Origin of the sequence: Acinetobacter sp. SFD (assembly GCF_001647575.1) — a bacterium.
Lineage (GTDB): Bacteria > Pseudomonadota > Gammaproteobacteria > Pseudomonadales > Moraxellaceae > Acinetobacter > Acinetobacter pecorum.
In genome coordinates, this window is record NZ_LSZJ01000013.1 from 138,791 (window position 1) to 156,661 (window position 17,871).

Below are 17,871 nucleotides of genomic sequence, written 5' to 3' on the forward strand. Positions count from 1 at the left end.
ACGCACAATATTTTTGAGATGTTGATATGACCCAGCGTGTTTCTCCCTCTGCTGCCCTGACTAATCTTGCTTTATCAGGCAATGCTAAAGCACAATTTGAACTGGCTGAACTGTATATGCAAAGCGAGCATGATGATGACATCATTCTTGCTGAAGAATGGGCATTGAAAGCTGCCAACGGTGGGTTGGTGGATGCTATGTACTGGTTAGGTGAAGGTTATACCGTTTATGCCAAAGAACTAGCAGAAGAAGATCCGGAAGAATCCAAAGCTCACTTTGAGTTAGCCTATTACTGGTTAAGCAAGGCCAATATCGAGAAGCACCCTGCTGCGACTTTAGAGCTGGCCGGTTTCTACCGTCGCGGTGATGTGGTTGAAAAAGATGTAGAAAAATCAATTTCTTTAGTTAAACAGGCTGCGGAATGGGGTGAAGTTCAGGCCATGCGCGATCTTGCTTTTATTTATGCCAATGGTTTAGGTGTAGATGGCGATGAGAAACTAGCTGAGTTCTGGACCCAAAAAGCGGATGCTGCTGAGCAAGAAGCTAAATAAAACGAAGAGCCCGTCAAATGATGGGCTTTTTATTTAACTCTCATACTCTCTCCTACATGATGCAGAAGACTCAAAAGAATCTTAAAAGAAAACATTCAATTTACCGTATTTATGTTGATAGGCTTTTGATCAATTAAAAGCTCAAAATACAGAAAATAAATAATATTATCTTTTTCAACTTGGCTCATGTTTAGATTCCAAGTACAATACTGCGCTAGTCGAGGGATGCTGCGACGTTTTACAGGCACTAAAAATGTAAAATCGCTAGGCTCGACCATCGGTCAGACATTCGTTCTGATCAACAACGGCATCCGCGAACAGAACGATCCAATCTATTTTTTCCTAGGAGATCCTGATGAACGCGGTTACTGCTTCATTTACAGATTACAAAGTTGCTGATATTTCACTTGCTGATTACGGCCGTAAAGAAATCAAACTTGCTGAAGCTGAAATGCCAGCCCTAATGGGTCTGCGTAAACGCTACTCGGCAGCAAAACCACTGGCAGGCGCGAAAATTCTCGGCTGTATCCATATGACCATTCAAACTGCTGTTCTTATTGAAACACTGGTTGAATTGGGTGCTGAAGTTCGTTGGACTTCATGTAACATCTTCTCTACTCAAGACCATGCTGCTGCTGCTATCGCTGCTGCGGGCATTCCTGTGTTTGCTTGGAAAGGCGAAACTGAAGAAGAATACATGTGGTGTCTTGAACAACAAATCAATGTAAATGGCACGCCTTGGGATGCCAACATGATTCTTGACGATGGCGGTGACTTAACGCTACTTGTTCACGAAAAATACCCAGAAGTGATTGCAAAAATTCACGGTGTAACTGAAGAAACAACGACAGGTGTTCAACGTCTGTACGAAATGCTTCGTGACGGTACTTTAAAAGTTCCTGCAATCAACGTAAACGATTCAGTAACCAAGTCTAAAAACGACAACAAATACGGTTGCCGCCATTCACTAAATGATGCAATCAAACGTGGTACAGATATGCTTTTATCTGGCCGTCGTGCGCTGGTAATCGGTTACGGTGACGTAGGTAAAGGTTCTGCTCAATCCCTTCGTCAAGAAGGCATGATTGTACGCGTAACTGAAGTTGACCCAATCTGTGCAATGCAAGCATGTATGGACGGTTATGAAGTTGTATCTCCATACAAAAATGGCGTGCAAACTGGCAAGAAAGAAGACATCAATGTTGACCTTCTTCAAAACACTGACCTGATCGTAACGACTACGGGTAACTACCACGTTTGTGATTCCGCAATGCTTGATTCATTAAAATCGGGTGCTGTTGTATGTAATATCGGTCACTTCGATACTGAAATTGATACAGCTTACCTACGTGGCTATAAGTGGGTTGAAGTTAAACCTCAAGTACACCAAGTGTATCGTTCAGAAAATGAAAATGATTACCTGATCCTGCTTTCTGAAGGCCGTTTGGTGAACCTTGGTAATGCGACTGGTCACCCATCACGTATTATGGATGGTTCATTTGCCAACCAGGTATTGGGTCAAATGCATTTATTCGCTGAGAAATTTGCTGATCTTCCAGAATCTGAAAAAGCTGCACAAATTCGTGTAGAACTTCTTCCTAAGAAATTAGATGAAGAGGTTGCTGCTGCGATGGTTGCTGGTTTCGGTGGTGTTTTGACTCAATTGACTCCAGAACAGGCAGACTACCTAGGTGTACCTGTTGAAGGTCCGTTCAAGTCGGATGCTTATAAATACTAATTAAACTCAACCCTCTCCCTAACCCTCTCCCATAGGGAGAGGGAACATTCATTACCAAATGTATGTCATCGAGGGTAAATCCTCTCCTGAGCGTGCTTAAAGCACCGCTTTGAAGCTCAGCGCAAGAGAGGACTTAAGAGAGGTAAAACTAATTAAAAAGTATTTATAAAAAGGATTTGAACATGTCTAAACAGATTCCAATTTCATTTGAATTCTTCCCAACCAAAACTGATGTAGGCGCGGAAAAACTCAAGCTTGTACATCAAGAGTTACAACTCTTAAATCCAGAATTCTTTTCTGTGACCTATGGTGCTGGCGGTTCAACCCGTGAACGTACCCTGTCTACCATCAACGACTTTAATGGAAAAGGCGCACCTGTCGCCCCTCACCTGTCTTGTATTGGCGATGATAAGGCACGTATTGCAGAACTTCTAGACCTGTACAAATCTCAAGGTATTGACCGTATTGTTGCCCTGCGTGGTGACTTACCTTCTGGTCAGGTCGGTTTGGGTGAATTACCTTATGCACAGGATCTGGTCCGCTTTATTCGTGAACATTCAGGTGATCATTTCAAGATTGAAGTGGCAGCTTATCCGGAAATGCATCCACAGGCTGAAAGCTTTGACAAAGACATTCAGCACTTTGTTGATAAAGTCAATGCGGGCGCCAATGCGGCATTAACCCAGTTCTTCTTCAATCCAGATGCTTATTTCTATTTTGTAGATCGTATTCAGAAAGCAGGAATCGATATTCCGGTTGCCCCTGGCATCATGCCAATTACCAATGCCAGTAATCTGATTCGTTTTGCTGATGGTACTGGTGCTGAAATTCCACGCTGGATTCGCAAACAACTGGCTACCTATGGTGATGACACGGCCAGTATTAAAGCCTTTGGCCACGAAGTTGTGGTGAAATTCTGTGAGCGCCTGCTTGCAGGTGGGGCGCCAAGCCTGCACTTTTACACCATGAATACTACTGATCCTACACGCCAGCTTGTGAAAGACTTAGGTCTCGCATAAGTTTCTAGGCTGCATTGAGTTTCCCCACTCTTTCTTTCTCTGGAAGAAATTCAAAGAGGGAAAACAGCAATGCAGTCCTGTTTTGTTCTACCTGAGAGTAATCACCCCATGCCACGTTTTTTTATTGAAGCAGACTTAAATGTTGATATTGCGGTCGAGTTAACAGAAACCGTTTTTCATCATTGGGTGAAGGTATTACGTGCTCAAGTGGGCGAAACTGCAATATTGTTTAATGGACAGGGTGGTGAATATGAAGTGACCCTTACTGAAGTTGCTAAAAAATCAGCTACGGTCTCGGTCAATGCATTCAATCCCGCTAATCGCACACCCAAGTTTCAGGCTTTGCTCGGTCAGGTCATGAGCAAAGGCGACCGTATGGATTATGCAATTCAGAAAGCTGTCGAACTGGGCGTATCCGAGATTCAGCTGTTGACCTCGGAACGTTGCGAAATGCGTTTAAAGTATGATCGCGACCAGAAAAAACTGGAACATTGGCAAGGTGTTGCTATTGCCGCTTGTGAACAGTGTGGTCTAAATATTGTACCCAAGATTTTAGCACCCATTTCCCTTGAAAGATGGCTGGAAAATGAATTGCCAGATACCAAACTGGTTTTAGCACCCAATAAACATGAAACAGATGTACTGGCAGATGCGACCCTGGATCTTGCCTTATTGATTGGTCCCGAAGGAGGTCTGAGTGAAGCGGAAATTAATGCCGCCAACCACAAAGGTTTTCGTAACTGGTGTATAGGCGAGCGTGTACTGCGTACTGAAACTGCCGCTGTTGTAGCCCTGTCTATTTTAAATTATGTACTTTAGTTCATCGGGTAGGTAAAATTTTGTCTTTAATTTTGTTGATTTTTATTTTTAAGACAACTAATCTCGACTAAAGAATAACAACTACTTATTAATTGATTTTCACACATTTCCTGGGGGTTTTTATAATAACAATGCACAAGGACGAAAACCGTATAGGATGAATACAGGCATTGACTCACATGGTTGATAATCCAGACGATTATATTCAGCAGCACCTACATGATGCTCAGATTGCGAACACGCTGCGTCATAGTCGCTATTTTTTGCTCAGCATAATGGTGATCTGTCTTTATATTTTTTGTATTTATCACATTCAATACAGACCTTCTAATACCTATTTTAATATCTGGTTTATTCTGACAGAGCTCCTTGTCAGCATGTGCTGGCTGGCGAGTACGCTATACTTTAAACCTGAGCACTATAACCAGAAGAATGCGCATCGCTGGTTACAGTTTCAAAGTCTGGCCGTGGGGATCAGTATCGCGGCAGGTATTTTTACCATTTACTATTATTTGCCTCAAGCCAACCCAGCCTTTAACGATATTGAAGCACTGACCTTGTCCGCCTTGTTGCTCATTGTGAGCCAAGCTTTTGGTTTAACCTATCTGACCCAAAAACTCAGTTATTTCTGTCTGGCATTTCTACCGTCTTTACTGCCTTTTTTACTGTCGCAAATTTATCCGATAGGTGATTCCAATCCTTTCTTTGCACTGGCTTTAAATTTTATCATGATTGTGATTTTGCTATGTGCAACAAGCAGTTACCGTATTCATAGCCGTACCTCACGTCTGTATGTAGAAAATGATATTCTGGTGAAAAATGCAGAACAGCAGATTCATTGGACAGATGAACTTTGTCAGCAACTCAAAACTGAAGTTAATAAATCTAAAGATCTTGAACTTCAATTACAGCTCAGCAACCAGTTACTGGAACAGAAAGTACGGGAACGTACCTATGATATCGAGCAGATCAATCAGGATCTGAAGAATAAGCAGCAAGATCTGGAACTGGCACATAAAATTGCCGGTATCCGCCCTTGGGACTGGAATATTCAAGCACGCAACATCACCCTCACCAATCATAAAGATGAAAAGATTCTGCGTGATTCCAAAGATCATCATCTGCAATTACAGCATCTGATCCACCCGGACGACCTGGACCATTTTAAACGCAATATGAAACAGCACCTACGCGGTCAGACTGAACGCTACGATGCTACCTACCGGATCAGGCTTAGTGAAGGTGGCTGGAGCTGGGTACATGACATTGGTCGGGTAATCAGCCGCGACCCTAACAATAATAAGCCCTTAAGAATGGTTGGTATCCGTCGTGATATTCAACAGGAACGGCTGTCTCAAGAGCGTTTAAAGCTGGTAGCCAGTGTACTGGAACAGGCCGCAGAAGGGATTTTCATTTTGAATCCTGATTTAGATTATATCGATGTGAATCCTCACTACGAATACCTGAGCGGTTTTGAGCGGCATCAGATTATTGGTAAATCCCTATTTGATATTGTAGCGAAAAATAAATCCCAGCAACGCGCTTTTCAGGCCAGCATCGTCAAGCAGATCCAGAAAATTGGCTCTTATGATGGAGAGGTCAACGCAAAATTTCTGTCTGGCAAGGAGTCAACCTTATGGCTGCACATCAATGCCGTTACCGATGATGAAGGCCGAATTACCCATTATATTGGTATCGTATCGGATCTGACTGAACGCAAATTACAGGAACAGCGCCTGTCCTATCTGGAAAATTACGATACCCTGACCGATTTGCCCAACCGTTTCTATTATAACTATCAGCTGCACCAATATCTGGTTTCACAAAAAGACTCTCTTAAGCAGATGGCTGTGATCCGACTTAATATCGACCGTTTCCGGCCATTGAATGAATACCTGTCCAATAATGGCGGTGATGAACTTTTACGCCAGGTGGCACAGCGCCTGCGCTTGAGCAATGCAGAAGCATTGTTTGTTGCCCATCTGAATGGTGATGATTTTGCCATTCTCTATGAAATTTCACATATTCGCCCTTCAGTTCAGCACCACTGTGAACGTATTGCTCAAGCATTTAGCCAAGCGTTTAATATTTACGGTCAGGATCATGTAATCACCCTGTCTATGGGCGTGGCATTTTATCCAGATCATGGCCGCCAGCTGGATTATTTAAATAACTGTGCTGAACAGGCATTAAAAGAAGCCAAGAATCTAGGCGGCAATACCATTCATTTTTATTCAAGTGAAAATGATGCCTTGCAGAGAAATGGAATCTTCCTGGAACGGGATCTACGTAAAGCGATCCAGAATAATGAACTGATTGTCTATTATCAGCCAAAAATCAATTTCAGTGATCACAGCATTTATGGCTTTGAAGCGCTGATTCGCTGGGCCCATCCAGAAAAAGGGATTATTGCACCCGATCTGTTTATTCCTTTAGCCGAACAAACCAGCCTGATTTCAGATATTGGCCGTCTGGTCATTCAGCAGACTGCTAAACAGATTCGCCAATGGAATGATCTGGGCTTTAATCATATTTGTGTATCAGTCAATGTCGTGGCCCAGCAGTTGCGTCGCGGTCAGCTGCTCGATGATCTAGATCAGGCCATTGCAGACCACCAGATTTCAGGCAACAGTCTGGAACTGGAAATTACGGAATCTTCGTTAATTGAAAATTCAGAAGCAGTCAAAAACCTGCTGAACGAGATCAAACAGCGACATATTCATATTGCGCTGGATGATTTTGGTACAGGCTATTCATCCCTTTCCTATCTTGCTGATTTTCCAATCGATACATTAAAAATTGATCGCAGTTTTGTTTCTAAGATTGGAAAAAACAAACATGAAGCAATTGTCAGTGCTATGGTGGCCATGGGTAAAGCCATGGGCATGACTGTGGTTGCAGAAGGGATCGAGACTGAAGAACAATTAGAATATTTACGGGATTTAGACTGTGATATAGCCCAAGGCTTCTTATTTTCCAAAGCCCTGCCTGAACGAGAAGCAACCGCTTATTTAGTGCGAGACAAGACAGCTCAATCTTATACATATCAAGTCTAAGTCTATATTTGACCACAATAAGTTTGTTGGAAAAACGGCCGTCTTTGTCTGTCCGAACTGGTTAACAAATGGTATATTCAGGAACATAAATAAATTCTTTGCCCACTGACTGGGTAATCTTTACAACGATCGAGAGACTGATGGACGAACAATCTTTAAAGCAACAGGCCCTTTACTATCACGAATTTCCTACCCCGGGGAAAATCAGCGTTACACCAAGCAAACAATTGGTCAACCAACGTGACTTGGCCCTTGCTTACTCGCCTGGCGTAGCTGCACCTTGCCTTGAGATTGAACGCGACCCTTCAACTGCTGCATTGTATACAGCACGGGGTAACCTGGTTGCTGTAGTAACCAACGGTACTGCTGTGCTGGGCTTAGGTAATATTGGCCCTTTGGCTTCTAAACCGGTGATGGAAGGTAAAGGCGTATTATTCAAAAAATTTGCTGGTGTGGATGTATTCGATATTGAAATTGCTGAAAATGATCCAGACAAAATTGTAGATATTGTCGCGGCATTAGAACCGACTTTTGGCGGGATTAACCTGGAAGATATCAAGGCGCCAGAGTGCTTCTATATTGAGCAGAAACTGCGTGAACGCATGAATATTCCAGTATTCCATGATGACCAGCACGGCACTTCGATCATTGTCGGTTCTGCTTTACTTAACGCCCTGGAAATTAATGGCAAAAAAATTGAAGAGATCAAGATTGTGGCTTCAGGCGCGGGCGCTGCCGCACTGTCTTGCTTAAATCTGCTTTGCGCCCTGGGTGCTAAAAAAGAGAACATCATTGTTGCCGATTCACGCGGTCTGCTGACTACGCATCGTGAAGGTCTGGATGAATCCAAGAAAGCTTATGTGCAAGACATTGAAGCTACTCAGCTAGGTGACGTGATTGCAGGCGCAGACATGTTCCTCGGTCTTTCTGCTGCCGGTATTCTGACCAAAGAAATGGTCAAGGTCATGGCAAAAGATCCGATCATCTTTGCATTGGCGAACCCGGATCCAGAAATCCTGCCTGAACATGCACATGAAGTTCGTGATGATGTCATCATGGCGACTGGCCGTTCTGACTATCCGAACCAGGTGAATAACGCGCTGTGCTTCCCGTATATCTTCCGTGGTGCGCTGGATGTGGGTGCAACCACTATTAATGAAGACATGAAAATTGCCTGTGTCCATGCAATTGCACGTATGGCGCATATTGAAGCCGATGCGGCAACCTATGGTGAAAAATCAGCTTCATTTGGCCGCGAATACCTGATTCCTGGTCCACTGGATCAACGTCTGATTCTGGAGATTGCACCTGCTGTGGCACAAGCTGCAATGGATTCTGGCGTGGCAACTCGTCCAATTCAGGATTTCTCGGCGTATCGTCAACGTTTGTCTGAGTTTGTCTACAACTCGGCATTCGTCATGAAACCGATCTTTGAACAGGCGAAATCTGATCCTAAACGCATTGCCTATGCTGAAGGTGAAGACCTGCGTGTATTACGTGCTGCACAAATTGCTGTGGATGAAGGTCTGGCAAAACCGATTCTGGTAGGCCGTCCGGCAGTCATTGAAGCCAATATCAAGAAACTGGGTTTACGCCTTGAAGACGGTGTAAATATCACTATCATTGATCAGGAAAAGAACCCGAACTATGAAATGTTCGCGGATGATTACTACAATATCATGCAGCGCAAGGGTGTAACGCCTGAATATGCACAGCGTGAAGCACGTCGCCGCTCTACCCTGATCGCTGCGATGTTGGTAAAACATGGCATGGCAGACGGTATGCTGTGTGGTACGTATTCTAGCTACGATATTCATCTGGACTTCGTCAGCAACATCATTGGCAAGAAAGATGGTCATAACACTTTCTTTACCTTGAATGCCTTGATGCTTGAAGACCGCAACCTGTTCATCGCCGATACCTATGTCAACACCAATCCTACGGCTGAACAGCTGGCTGAAATGACCATTCTGGCGGCTGAAGAAGTGCGCCGTTTTGGTATGACACCACGTATTGCCCTGCTTTCTCATTCAAGCTTTGGTTCAGACCAGCATGATGCCAGCGCGCAAAAAATGCGTAAAGTGTATGATATTCTGTCTGAAATCGCGCCTGAGCTGGAAGTTGAAGGTGAAATGCATGGCGATGCAGCACTGGATGAAAACATTCGTCAGTTTGCATTCCCGAATTCACGTTTCAAGGGCTCTGCAAACCTGCTGATCATGCCAAATCTGGATGCTGCCAATATCTCGTTTAACCTGTTAAAAGCAACGTCAGGCAACAACGTGACCATTGGTCCAATTCTTCTGGGTGCGGCAAAACCTGTACACATCTTGACACCGACTGCAACTACGCGCCGTGTGATCAATATGACTGCGCTCACTGTGGCAGAAATCCAGCAAGCGGAACAAGATGCACTTTAAGCCAATGACAAGATAACGACGCATTCGCCTCGTTTCTTAACTTGAGAAAACCTCTATTCTGTAGCATGATGCTTCTAAGAATAGAGGTTTTTTCATGCAAGTTTATTTAGTAGGCGGCGCCGTTCGAGATCATTTGCTCGGACACCCCTATCACGAAAAAGATTATGTCGTCGTGGGTGCAACTCCCGCACAAATGCTTGAGCTAGGCTATCAGCCGGTAGGCAAAGACTTTCCTGTTTTTTTACATCCCCAAACAAAAGAAGAATATGCACTGGCGCGTACAGAACGTAAATCTGGGCATGGTTACCATGGTTTTGAGTTTCATACCGATGTTAGCGTTACGCTAGAGCAGGATCTGATCCGGCGTGATCTGACTATTAATGCCATGGCCATGGATGAATCTGGTCAGATTTATGATCCTTATGGTGGTCAGCAAGATCTGGAAAACCGGATTCTACGTCATGTTTCCGATGCTTTTGTTGAAGATCCATTACGGGTACTGCGGATTGCCCGGTTTGCTGCCCGCTATACCAGTGCAGGTTTCGTGATTGCCGATGAAACCATGGCATTGATGCAGCGCTTGACTGAATCTGGCGAATTAAATGCGCTCATACCTGAACGTGTCTGGAAAGAAACTTCGCGTGCATTATCGGAACGTCATGCTGATGTGTATTTTGAAGTATTACGTCAATGTGGGGCTTTAAAGGTGCTATTCCCTGAGATTGATGCCTTATATGGCATTCCGCAACGTCCTGAATATCATCCGGAAATTGACTGTGGCATTCATACCATGATGTCCTTGCAGCAGGCTTGCCGTCAAAACTACAGCCTGGATGTACGTTTTGCCGTTTTAGTGCATGATTTAGGCAAGGCTTTAACGCCGATTGAAGAATTACCGCGACATATCATGCATGAAGAACGTGGCATCAAACCCGTGAATGAACTGTGTGAGCGTTTAAAAGTACCAACTTATACCAAGCAATTGGCTTTGGCAGTATGTAAGGAACATCTGAAATGTCATCAGGCCTTCAATCTTAAACCAGGGACTTTATGGCGGTTATTGCAACGCCTGGATGTATTACGTCGCCCTGAACGTGTTGAAGCTTTTGTACAGGCTTGTGAATGTGATTCACGTGGCCGCCTCGGTCTGGAAGATCGTGCTTATCCACAAGCACAGTATATTCTTGATGCCATGCAGACCGTACGTGCCATCAAGGCACAAGACCTGCCGGCCGATATTCAGGGTCCGGATATTGGCGAAATGCTGATTGAACGACGGATTCATGCACTTGGTGAACTCAAAGCGCAACAAACTGTATCGACTGAATAAAGACAAAGCACCCGAGGGTGCTTTTCTCTTGCGCTCATTTCTCTTTTTCCGAATCTTGGAAATTGGCTTTATCAAAAGAAATTGAAAAATATTAAATCCGTCTGATCAAGAAATATCTGCCGGGAAAGTAATCACCTGTTCCAGCTTCATACGATGGGTCGCAATCATCAGCAAACGGTCAATTCCGAGGGCAATTCCTGAACATTCTGGCATATTCGGTAAAGCTGCCAATAGATATTTATCGATCGGCATGACATGCAAGCCCAGCTTGGCTCGTTCAGCATTATCTGCTTCAAAGCGTGAACGCAATACCTCGGCATCAATCAGCTCATCATAAGCATTAGCCAATTCTAAACCTTCGATATACAGTTCAAAACGTGCGGCGACCAGTTCACCATCTTCATCGATTCGGGTTTTGGCCAAAGAAGCCATTTCAGGGGGGAAATCGGTCAGGAATACTGCGGTATCAAACCCCAGACTCGGTTCAACCATATGTGAAAATAACAGGTCGATATAGCCCAGACGGTCATTCCCCAGGTCCAGATTGAGACCGACGCGGCGGCAGCAGTCTTTCAGTTCTGGTAAAGTTGCCTGTAGCGGATTGAGATCCAGACGATCCATAAATGCATGCTTATAACTCAGAATGGTCGGACGGATTTCGCCAAAACGTGCTTTCAAGGTCACATTCAATAGATCAGATACTTCAAACATCAGATCTTTTAAACTGAACCCCGGGCGATACCATTCCAGCATGGTAAATTCGCTATTGTGCTTACGCCCATGCTCATCATCACGGAAGACTTTACAGATTTGATAAATGGGTCCAGAACCACTGGCCAATAAGCGCTTCATGGCAAACTCAGGTGAGGTCTGCAAATAATGCGTATGCGCTTTACCCAGCACATGGCGCTGGGCCTGTATCGAGGTCAAATGTACATCGGTCACACCGGCTTGAGATAAAATCGGTGTTTCAACCTCTAAGACATCGCGCTCAGCAAAAAACTGACGGATTTGACGATATAAATTCGCACGCGCATGCATGGCTTGAAGGTCACAAGTGGGTTGATATGTCATCATCATGCCTTCGGCCCACCATGTGCTGCCCACTCACGACGTAGTGGGTAGGTTTTACGTAAATGATCAAATGCCTGCTGATCAACTTTACCTTCTTTGAGACAGGCACGTAGATTGGTATCATCACGAGCAATGTCATAAATTTGGGATAAATGTTGTTGCAATGCCATTTTTAAATCCTGCCCCTGAAAAAACTTCTCACAGACAGGCAGCTGGGATTCAAACTGTTTATTGGCTGCAAAACCAAAAGTGTGACAAAAAGCCTCATAGATCATCTGAGTACCACGTGCCTTGCCTTCCAGACTATAGCCGGCAATATGCGGGGTGACCAAAGTCACCAGATCCAGAAGTTCTGCTGAAATTAGCGGTTCGTGTTCAAATACATCCAAAATCACGGTTCGATGTGTCGCCTGTATATCCTGGATCAGCGCGGCTTCTTCAATGACTGGCCCACGTGCTGAATTAATCAGGATTGCATCAGGCCGCATGTGCGCCAGCGAAGCAGCATTAAATAAATGATAGGTTGGATATGCGCCTGTTATGGTTAAAGGGACATGAATCGAAATTGCATCCGCCTGCTGCAATAATTCATGAAATTCAACTTGATCAACCTGCTCTCTTTGCACCAAAGGATCATAGCCAATCACGCGCCAGCCCAAGAGCTTCGCCATGTAGGCCAGTCGGATTCCAACATTACCCAAACCGACAATACCCAAGGTAAATGTCGCATTGGCATCGATTAATTCAGGACGCACCTGCAATAACGCGGTAATCACATATTCAGCCACTGCTTGCGCATTACAGCCGGCTGCATTACTCCATTGAATCCCATGCTGTTCTAATGCAGCAATATCCAAATGATCTGTGCCGATGGTGGCACTTCCTACAAATTTGATCGAACTATTCTTTAGCAGTGCTTCATTGACCTGAGTCACTGAACGTACCAGCAAGCTATCAGCATCTTTGACATCATCAGCGCTTAAGGTTCGTCCTGCACGATGTTGAATATCACCAAACTCGGAAAAAAAGTAATCGGTAAATGCCAGATTTTCATCTGCGACAATTTTCATAATGAGATCCATATGATGCTTGGGCGTATGATAGCGCGTTGATGCTTCTGACTCTATATTTGGCTGATGTGTCAATTTTCAAGATTTGGTAGCTTGATTTCAGAACTGAGGAATTTAAGATTCAGTATTTGCAGCTTAAAAAGAAAAACCCCAATCTTTCGACTGGGGTTTTAAAATTTGGCGGAAGCGGTGAGATTCGAACTCACGGAGGACTCACACCCTCGTCGGTTTTCAAGACCGGTGCATTAAACCGCTCTGCCACGCTTCCATGGCCGCCATCATATAAATAAATCAGATTTTTGGCAATAAAATTTAGCGAAACTTCTATAAAAAGCAGTTTATTCAGCTAAAAATCATCCGAAATCAAAGCCAACCTGAGTATTTCCATTCAAAGATTTGAATCTTGAAATGATCTTGAGTTGAATTTAACTCAGTAGAGAATGATGAGAGAAATAACCACATTCGGCATCCAGTCCGATCAACAATCGAAAAATATTGAGACATAAAAAAACCCAGTCAAATTGACTGGGTTTTTAAAATTTGGCGGAAGCGGTGAGATTCGAACTCACGGAGGACTCACACCCTCGTCGGTTTTCAAGACCGGTGCATTAAACCGCTCTGCCACGCTTCCATGGCCGACATAATATAAACAAAAATCATGCTTGGCAAATATTTTTATGCTTTTACCGAATCAACTGCACAAAATAAAATCAATTCAATTAATCTTCTGAATTTTCTGGCTTTTCATAGCGAATTGAATTAATGAACCAGAGCTTCTTTCCAGAGGGTGTCAGCACCTCGGCCTCATCATCAATCTGCTTGCCCAGTAAGGCGCGTGCCATCGGCGAATCAATCGAAATATGCTGCGGATGATGATCATAAATTTCATCTACTCCTACAATGCGCAAAGTCTTTTGTTCACCTTCTTCATTTTCAATGCCCACCCAGGCGCCAAAATAGACCTTGCCTGCCTGCTCTGGAGAAAAATCGACAATTCTCAGCTCTTCCAGACGTTTTCCCAAATAGCGAACCCGGCGGTCAATTTTGCGTAAAAGTTGCTTGTTGTACTGGTAATCCGCATTTTCAGAACGGTCACCGAGACTGGCTGCCCAATTCACTTTTTTGGTAATTTCCGGACGTTCTTCATGCCAGAGATTCTTAAGTTCTGCCACCAATTTATCGTGTCCGCCACGAGTAATTAAGTTAGATTTCATACATCTTGCTGATCATATTTTCACTGTTTTAACTCACAAACAGCTTATTTTATTTACCATTTTAAAACAATGCCAAATTTCAAAAAATATTACTATTATATTTCAATAATTTAAAATTATTTTTAAAAATAATTTGTGTACAAAATTTGACAATCGTTTTTCAGATCATTAATATGCCAACAATTTCCGGAAATGCTTACTTTTTAAACTATGTAGTTTTTCTACATAATTATCTTTAAATCTCTTGTCATTTTGAATGACGTCATGACTGCCCAACCCTTATTGAATTTATCAAACTGTTAAAATCTCTGGCTGTTTTAGCTGTGATTTTTAGGGCATAAATTACTTTGTAGCGGAGACAACATGCACAGTAGTTCATCCACTGGGTCGAGGCTTTGCCTAAGATCTGTAATTTCCTCTCTCCCTTTGAAAGTACTTGTACTGAGCACTGCATTTATTCCACTACACAGTATCAATGCAAGTAAGACCACACTCCAGTTTGATCATGTGGTAAACAGCAATAAGTTAACCGTAGTTGCGATTGCGAATCCGACTACTGTATTTCAGGATGGGCAACATCTGCATGGCTTTGGTTATGATCTGGTTCGCAACTATGCCAACAGCCTGAATGTAAAGCTCAATTTTAAGATTGTTCCTGACAATCAGACCGCCCTACAGTGGGTTGCGCAGGGCAAAGCCAACCTGGCCATGACCACGACCGATTTAAGTGCAATTGAAAATAAGAAATTGACCTCATTTTCAGCCACGTGTGGAGATCAGTCAATTCTGGTAAATAATGGCCTGAATACCAATTTAAATCTGGTATTTAAATCTGCCACCGATCCTTTAAGCCAGACTGCCAGTGCGTTTATCTGTAAAGGCAAACAAAGCGGTGCCATCAAGCAGCTTGCTTCATTTTATAATCAGAATGTGGTGAAAGAGGAATCCTGGACAACCATTCAACGTGACTTGAGCAACCGACTGCCGATGTATAAAGCCAGCTTTAAACAAACCGCACAGCAATATGATCTGGATTGGCATTTACTGGCAGCCATTGGTTATCAGGAATCTTATCTGAAACCAAATTCGGTTTCTCCAACAGGTGTTCGCGGCTTGATGATGCTGACCAACAGTACAGCCAAAGCCATGGGCGTGAGTAACCGTACTGATCCGGCTCAAAGTATTCAGGGTGGTGCCAAGTATTATGATCAAATGCTTAGTCGCTATGATCATATTCCATTTCCAGATCGGAACTGGTTTGCACTAGTAGCTTATAATATGGGCCCAGGTGCAGTGAATCAGTTGCAAAAACGTATCCAGTCACAAGGCAAGAACCCGGATAACTGGGTCAACCTATATGCCTATCTGGATCAGAATAAAGCCAATAATGGTCGTTACCGTCAAGCAGTACAATATGTAACTCGTATTCGTGCTTATCTGGAACATATCAAGACCACACCGCAATTGGTGAATATCTAGGTTAACCCTGCACATTGATCACAATGCCATAAAAAAAGCTTACCTTAGGGTAAGCTTTTTTCGTCTTTATTCGAGCAAATCCCAGCAAGAATTAAGCCGTAGTATTTTCAAGCACTTTCTTGAACAGGTCTTTCTGTTCCTGACTTGGCTTGGCAGTTTGAAGTGCCATCAATTGTGACATATCACCCTGTACTTTGATTTTGCCAGTCATGAACGCCTGCATTGCAGCAGCCATGTCAAATTCCAGGAAAACTTTACGTAAGGTTTCGCCATCCATATTCAACGTGGTTTTGGCGTTTGAAGACAAACCTTTTTTGATTGCCCCACCATCTAAAGAGAGTTCAGTATTACCTGTAGTGTCCGCTACAACCAAATTAATCGCAAGGTTCGCCAAAGCCGGTGGCAGATTCAAATCGCCAGCTTGCGCAGTTAGAGTTTCTACAGTTGAAAACCAATCATCAGTTAAAAAAGCAGGCATGATCTTTCCTCAAATTATTTGTTCATTTGTGTCGGCTATCCAGACGACATCATGTTGAAGCTATTATGCTTGTGCTTTGTTATATCATGATCATTAGCGCAAAGGCTAACGAATTTTGTACGCGCCGTTCAATTTTTGTAGTTCTATTTTATTTCTATTTACAGCACAGACATCAACCCGCAGGCTAATGTCTGCAAATTCTAAAACTATTCTGCAGCAAAGCCCAGATTGACCATATTGATCCGGCGATTCTCCCCTTCCACGGCTTCTTCAGTCGAATCACTGCCTTTGAAGTCGAATTCACGCTGGCTGTCCAGCACTTCAAAATCAAATAATTCACGATCGACCAGCTGCGATGGCGAGACATTTTGCAAGGCACCAAAAATACTATGTAGACGTTTTGGATGTGCTTTATCCCAATCACGTAACATGTCATTGATAATTGCGCGCTGCAGATTGTCCTGAGAGCCACATAAATTACATGGAATAATTGGAAATTGGCGCATTTCTGCATATTTGATGATGTCTTTTTCTTCCACATACGCCAGTGGACGAATCAGAATATTCTTTTTGTCTGAAGACAGCAGTTTCGGTGGCATCGCCTTCAAGCTGCCGCCATGGAACAGGTTCAGGAAAAAAGTCGCCAAGATATCATCACGATGATGGCCTAAAGCAACTTTGGTCGCACCAATTTCTTGTGCAAAACCGTATAAAGAACCACGACGCAAACGCGAACAGACGGCGCAATAGGTTTTGCCTTCAGGTGTCAGCTTCTTGGTGATGCTGTACGTGTCTTTTTCCAGAATGTAATACGGAATGTTATTTTCTTCTAAATAACGCGGCAATACATCTTCCGGAAAACCTGGCTGTTTCTGGTCCAGATTGACGGCCACCACATCGAAGTTGATCGGTGCAATACGCTTGAACTGCAGCAGGATATCTAGCAGGGTATAACTGTCTTTACCACCAGAAATACACACCATGACCTTATCGCCTTCTTCAATCATCTTGAAATCACGAATGGCATGTCCGACCTGGCGGCGAAGCTTCTTCAACAAACGGTAGTAGGCTGAGCTTGTTGGCAATTCAGGTTTGAAATTAAATCCTTGTTCGGACTCAACTGGCGAGTACATAGACGAGATTAACCCATAAATAAAAATACCGCGCAATTTTAGCCGATTCGGCCCCGTATCGCATCAAAAGAATTTATTTTCATGAAAATGTCTTATTAATTTCATTTTCATGTTTTATTTAGATTGATATATTGAACGATTGCATTCACTTTTTAGGCAAAATGCTTATCTTTTGGACTTTTCCACAGTTGTCCACAAAAGCTGTGGATAACTTTGTGGATTGAAACAGGCTTGACAACTTGTCCGGCTCAAAAGATAAGGCTTTTCTTTAAATTGATCATTTTTTGATCAATTTAATTATATATAAAAATCAACAACTTAAACCTGTCAAGCCTAAGGTTTTAAATTAAATCATATTTTTTTTTCTACTGCTAAAATGTAAAAAATGACTTGCATTTACAAACTCGTTTATAAATGCAGCGCACAAGTCTTTTCATTCCGTAATTTTTTGTTAAACTCTTGATTAAATTTTTCTCTATTGTGTTTACTT

13 protein-coding genes and 2 tRNA genes are annotated in these 17,871 nt (G+C 43.2%); 8 read left to right on the forward strand and 7 right to left on the reverse strand.

Features of this window, described 5'->3' with window-relative positions:
* Window positions 1-26 precede the first annotated feature (26 nt).
* The 7 genes from AY605_RS10200 to AY605_RS10230 all read left to right on the forward strand — a co-directional run bounded on the left by AY605_RS10200 (window position 27) and on the right by AY605_RS10230 (window position 10,933).
* A complete protein-coding gene (locus AY605_RS10200; RefSeq protein ID WP_064096300.1) occupies window positions 27-551 on the forward strand; it encodes a tetratricopeptide repeat protein in 525 nt (174 codons plus the stop codon).
* Window positions 552-906: 355 nt separating this feature from the next.
* A complete protein-coding gene (gene ahcY / locus AY605_RS10205) occupies window positions 907-2,289 on the forward strand; it encodes an adenosylhomocysteinase (RefSeq protein ID WP_064096301.1) in 1,383 nt (460 codons plus the stop codon).
* 182 nt (window positions 2,290-2,471) lie between these two features.
* The gene (metF, locus tag AY605_RS10210; protein WP_064096302.1) at window positions 2,472-3,308 is read left to right on the forward strand and encodes a methylenetetrahydrofolate reductase [NAD(P)H]; all 837 of its coding nucleotides are present in this window, start codon (window positions 2,472-2,474) and stop codon (window positions 3,306-3,308) included.
* 108 nt (window positions 3,309-3,416) lie between these two features.
* Window positions 3,417-4,127: a 16S rRNA (uracil(1498)-N(3))-methyltransferase gene (locus tag AY605_RS10215; protein ID WP_064096303.1), complete on the forward strand. Its 711-nt coding sequence runs from the start codon at window positions 3,417-3,419 to the stop codon at window positions 4,125-4,127.
* 179 nt (window positions 4,128-4,306) lie between these two features.
* Window positions 4,307-7,183 (forward strand): EAL domain-containing protein, encoded by a 2,877-nt coding sequence (locus AY605_RS10220; protein WP_064096304.1) that lies wholly within the window; start codon window positions 4,307-4,309, stop codon window positions 7,181-7,183.
* Window positions 7,184-7,323: 140 nt separating this feature from the next.
* Entirely contained in the window at window positions 7,324-9,603 is a 2,280-nt protein-coding gene (locus AY605_RS10225) for an NADP-dependent malic enzyme (protein WP_064096305.1), read from the forward strand.
* Between the two features lie 94 nt (window positions 9,604-9,697).
* Window positions 9,698-10,933 (forward strand): multifunctional CCA addition/repair protein, encoded by a 1,236-nt coding sequence (locus tag AY605_RS10230; protein WP_064096306.1) that lies wholly within the window; start codon window positions 9,698-9,700, stop codon window positions 10,931-10,933.
* A 105-nt stretch (window positions 10,934-11,038) separates the two neighbouring features.
* Here AY605_RS10230 and epmA read toward each other — a convergent pair whose 3' ends face one another.
* The 5 genes from epmA to greB all read right to left on the reverse strand — a co-directional run bounded on the left by epmA (window position 11,039) and on the right by greB (window position 14,291).
* The gene (gene epmA / locus AY605_RS10235; protein ID WP_064096307.1) at window positions 11,039-12,013 is read right to left on the reverse strand and encodes an EF-P lysine aminoacylase EpmA; all 975 of its coding nucleotides are present in this window, start codon (window positions 12,011-12,013) and stop codon (window positions 11,039-11,041) included.
* Entirely contained in the window at window positions 12,010-13,077 is a 1,068-nt protein-coding gene (locus tag AY605_RS10240; RefSeq protein WP_064096308.1) for a 4-phosphoerythronate dehydrogenase, read from the reverse strand. The genes epmA and AY605_RS10240 overlap by 4 nt, the downstream gene beginning before the upstream one ends.
* Window positions 13,078-13,255: 178 nt before the next feature.
* Window positions 13,256-13,345, reverse strand: a tRNA-Ser gene (locus AY605_RS10245).
* Between the two features lie 273 nt (window positions 13,346-13,618).
* Window positions 13,619-13,708 (reverse strand) — tRNA-Ser (locus AY605_RS10250).
* Window positions 13,709-13,796: 88 nt separating this feature from the next.
* Window positions 13,797-14,291 carry a transcription elongation factor GreB gene (gene greB, locus AY605_RS10255; RefSeq protein WP_064096309.1) on the reverse strand — a complete coding sequence of 165 codons (495 nt, stop codon included), beginning with the start codon at window positions 14,289-14,291 and terminating at the stop codon, window positions 13,797-13,799.
* Window positions 14,292-14,654: 363 nt separating this feature from the next.
* Between greB and AY605_RS10260 the strand changes: the two genes are divergently transcribed.
* Complete coding sequence (locus AY605_RS10260) at window positions 14,655-15,770, forward strand: transglycosylase SLT domain-containing protein (RefSeq protein WP_064096310.1); 1,116 nt, start codon at window positions 14,655-14,657, stop codon at window positions 15,768-15,770.
* A gap of 91 nt (window positions 15,771-15,861) precedes the next feature.
* Here AY605_RS10260 and AY605_RS10265 read toward each other — a convergent pair whose 3' ends face one another.
* Both AY605_RS10265 and ttcA read right to left on the reverse strand, forming a co-directional pair.
* Window positions 15,862-16,248 (reverse strand): SCP2 sterol-binding domain-containing protein, encoded by a 387-nt coding sequence (locus tag AY605_RS10265; RefSeq protein ID WP_004280536.1) that lies wholly within the window; start codon window positions 16,246-16,248, stop codon window positions 15,862-15,864.
* Between the two features lie 206 nt (window positions 16,249-16,454).
* Window positions 16,455-17,381 carry a tRNA 2-thiocytidine(32) synthetase TtcA gene (ttcA, locus tag AY605_RS10270; RefSeq protein ID WP_064096311.1) on the reverse strand — a complete coding sequence of 309 codons (927 nt, stop codon included), beginning with the start codon at window positions 17,379-17,381 and terminating at the stop codon, window positions 16,455-16,457.
* Between the last annotated feature and the right edge of the window lie 490 nt (window positions 17,382-17,871).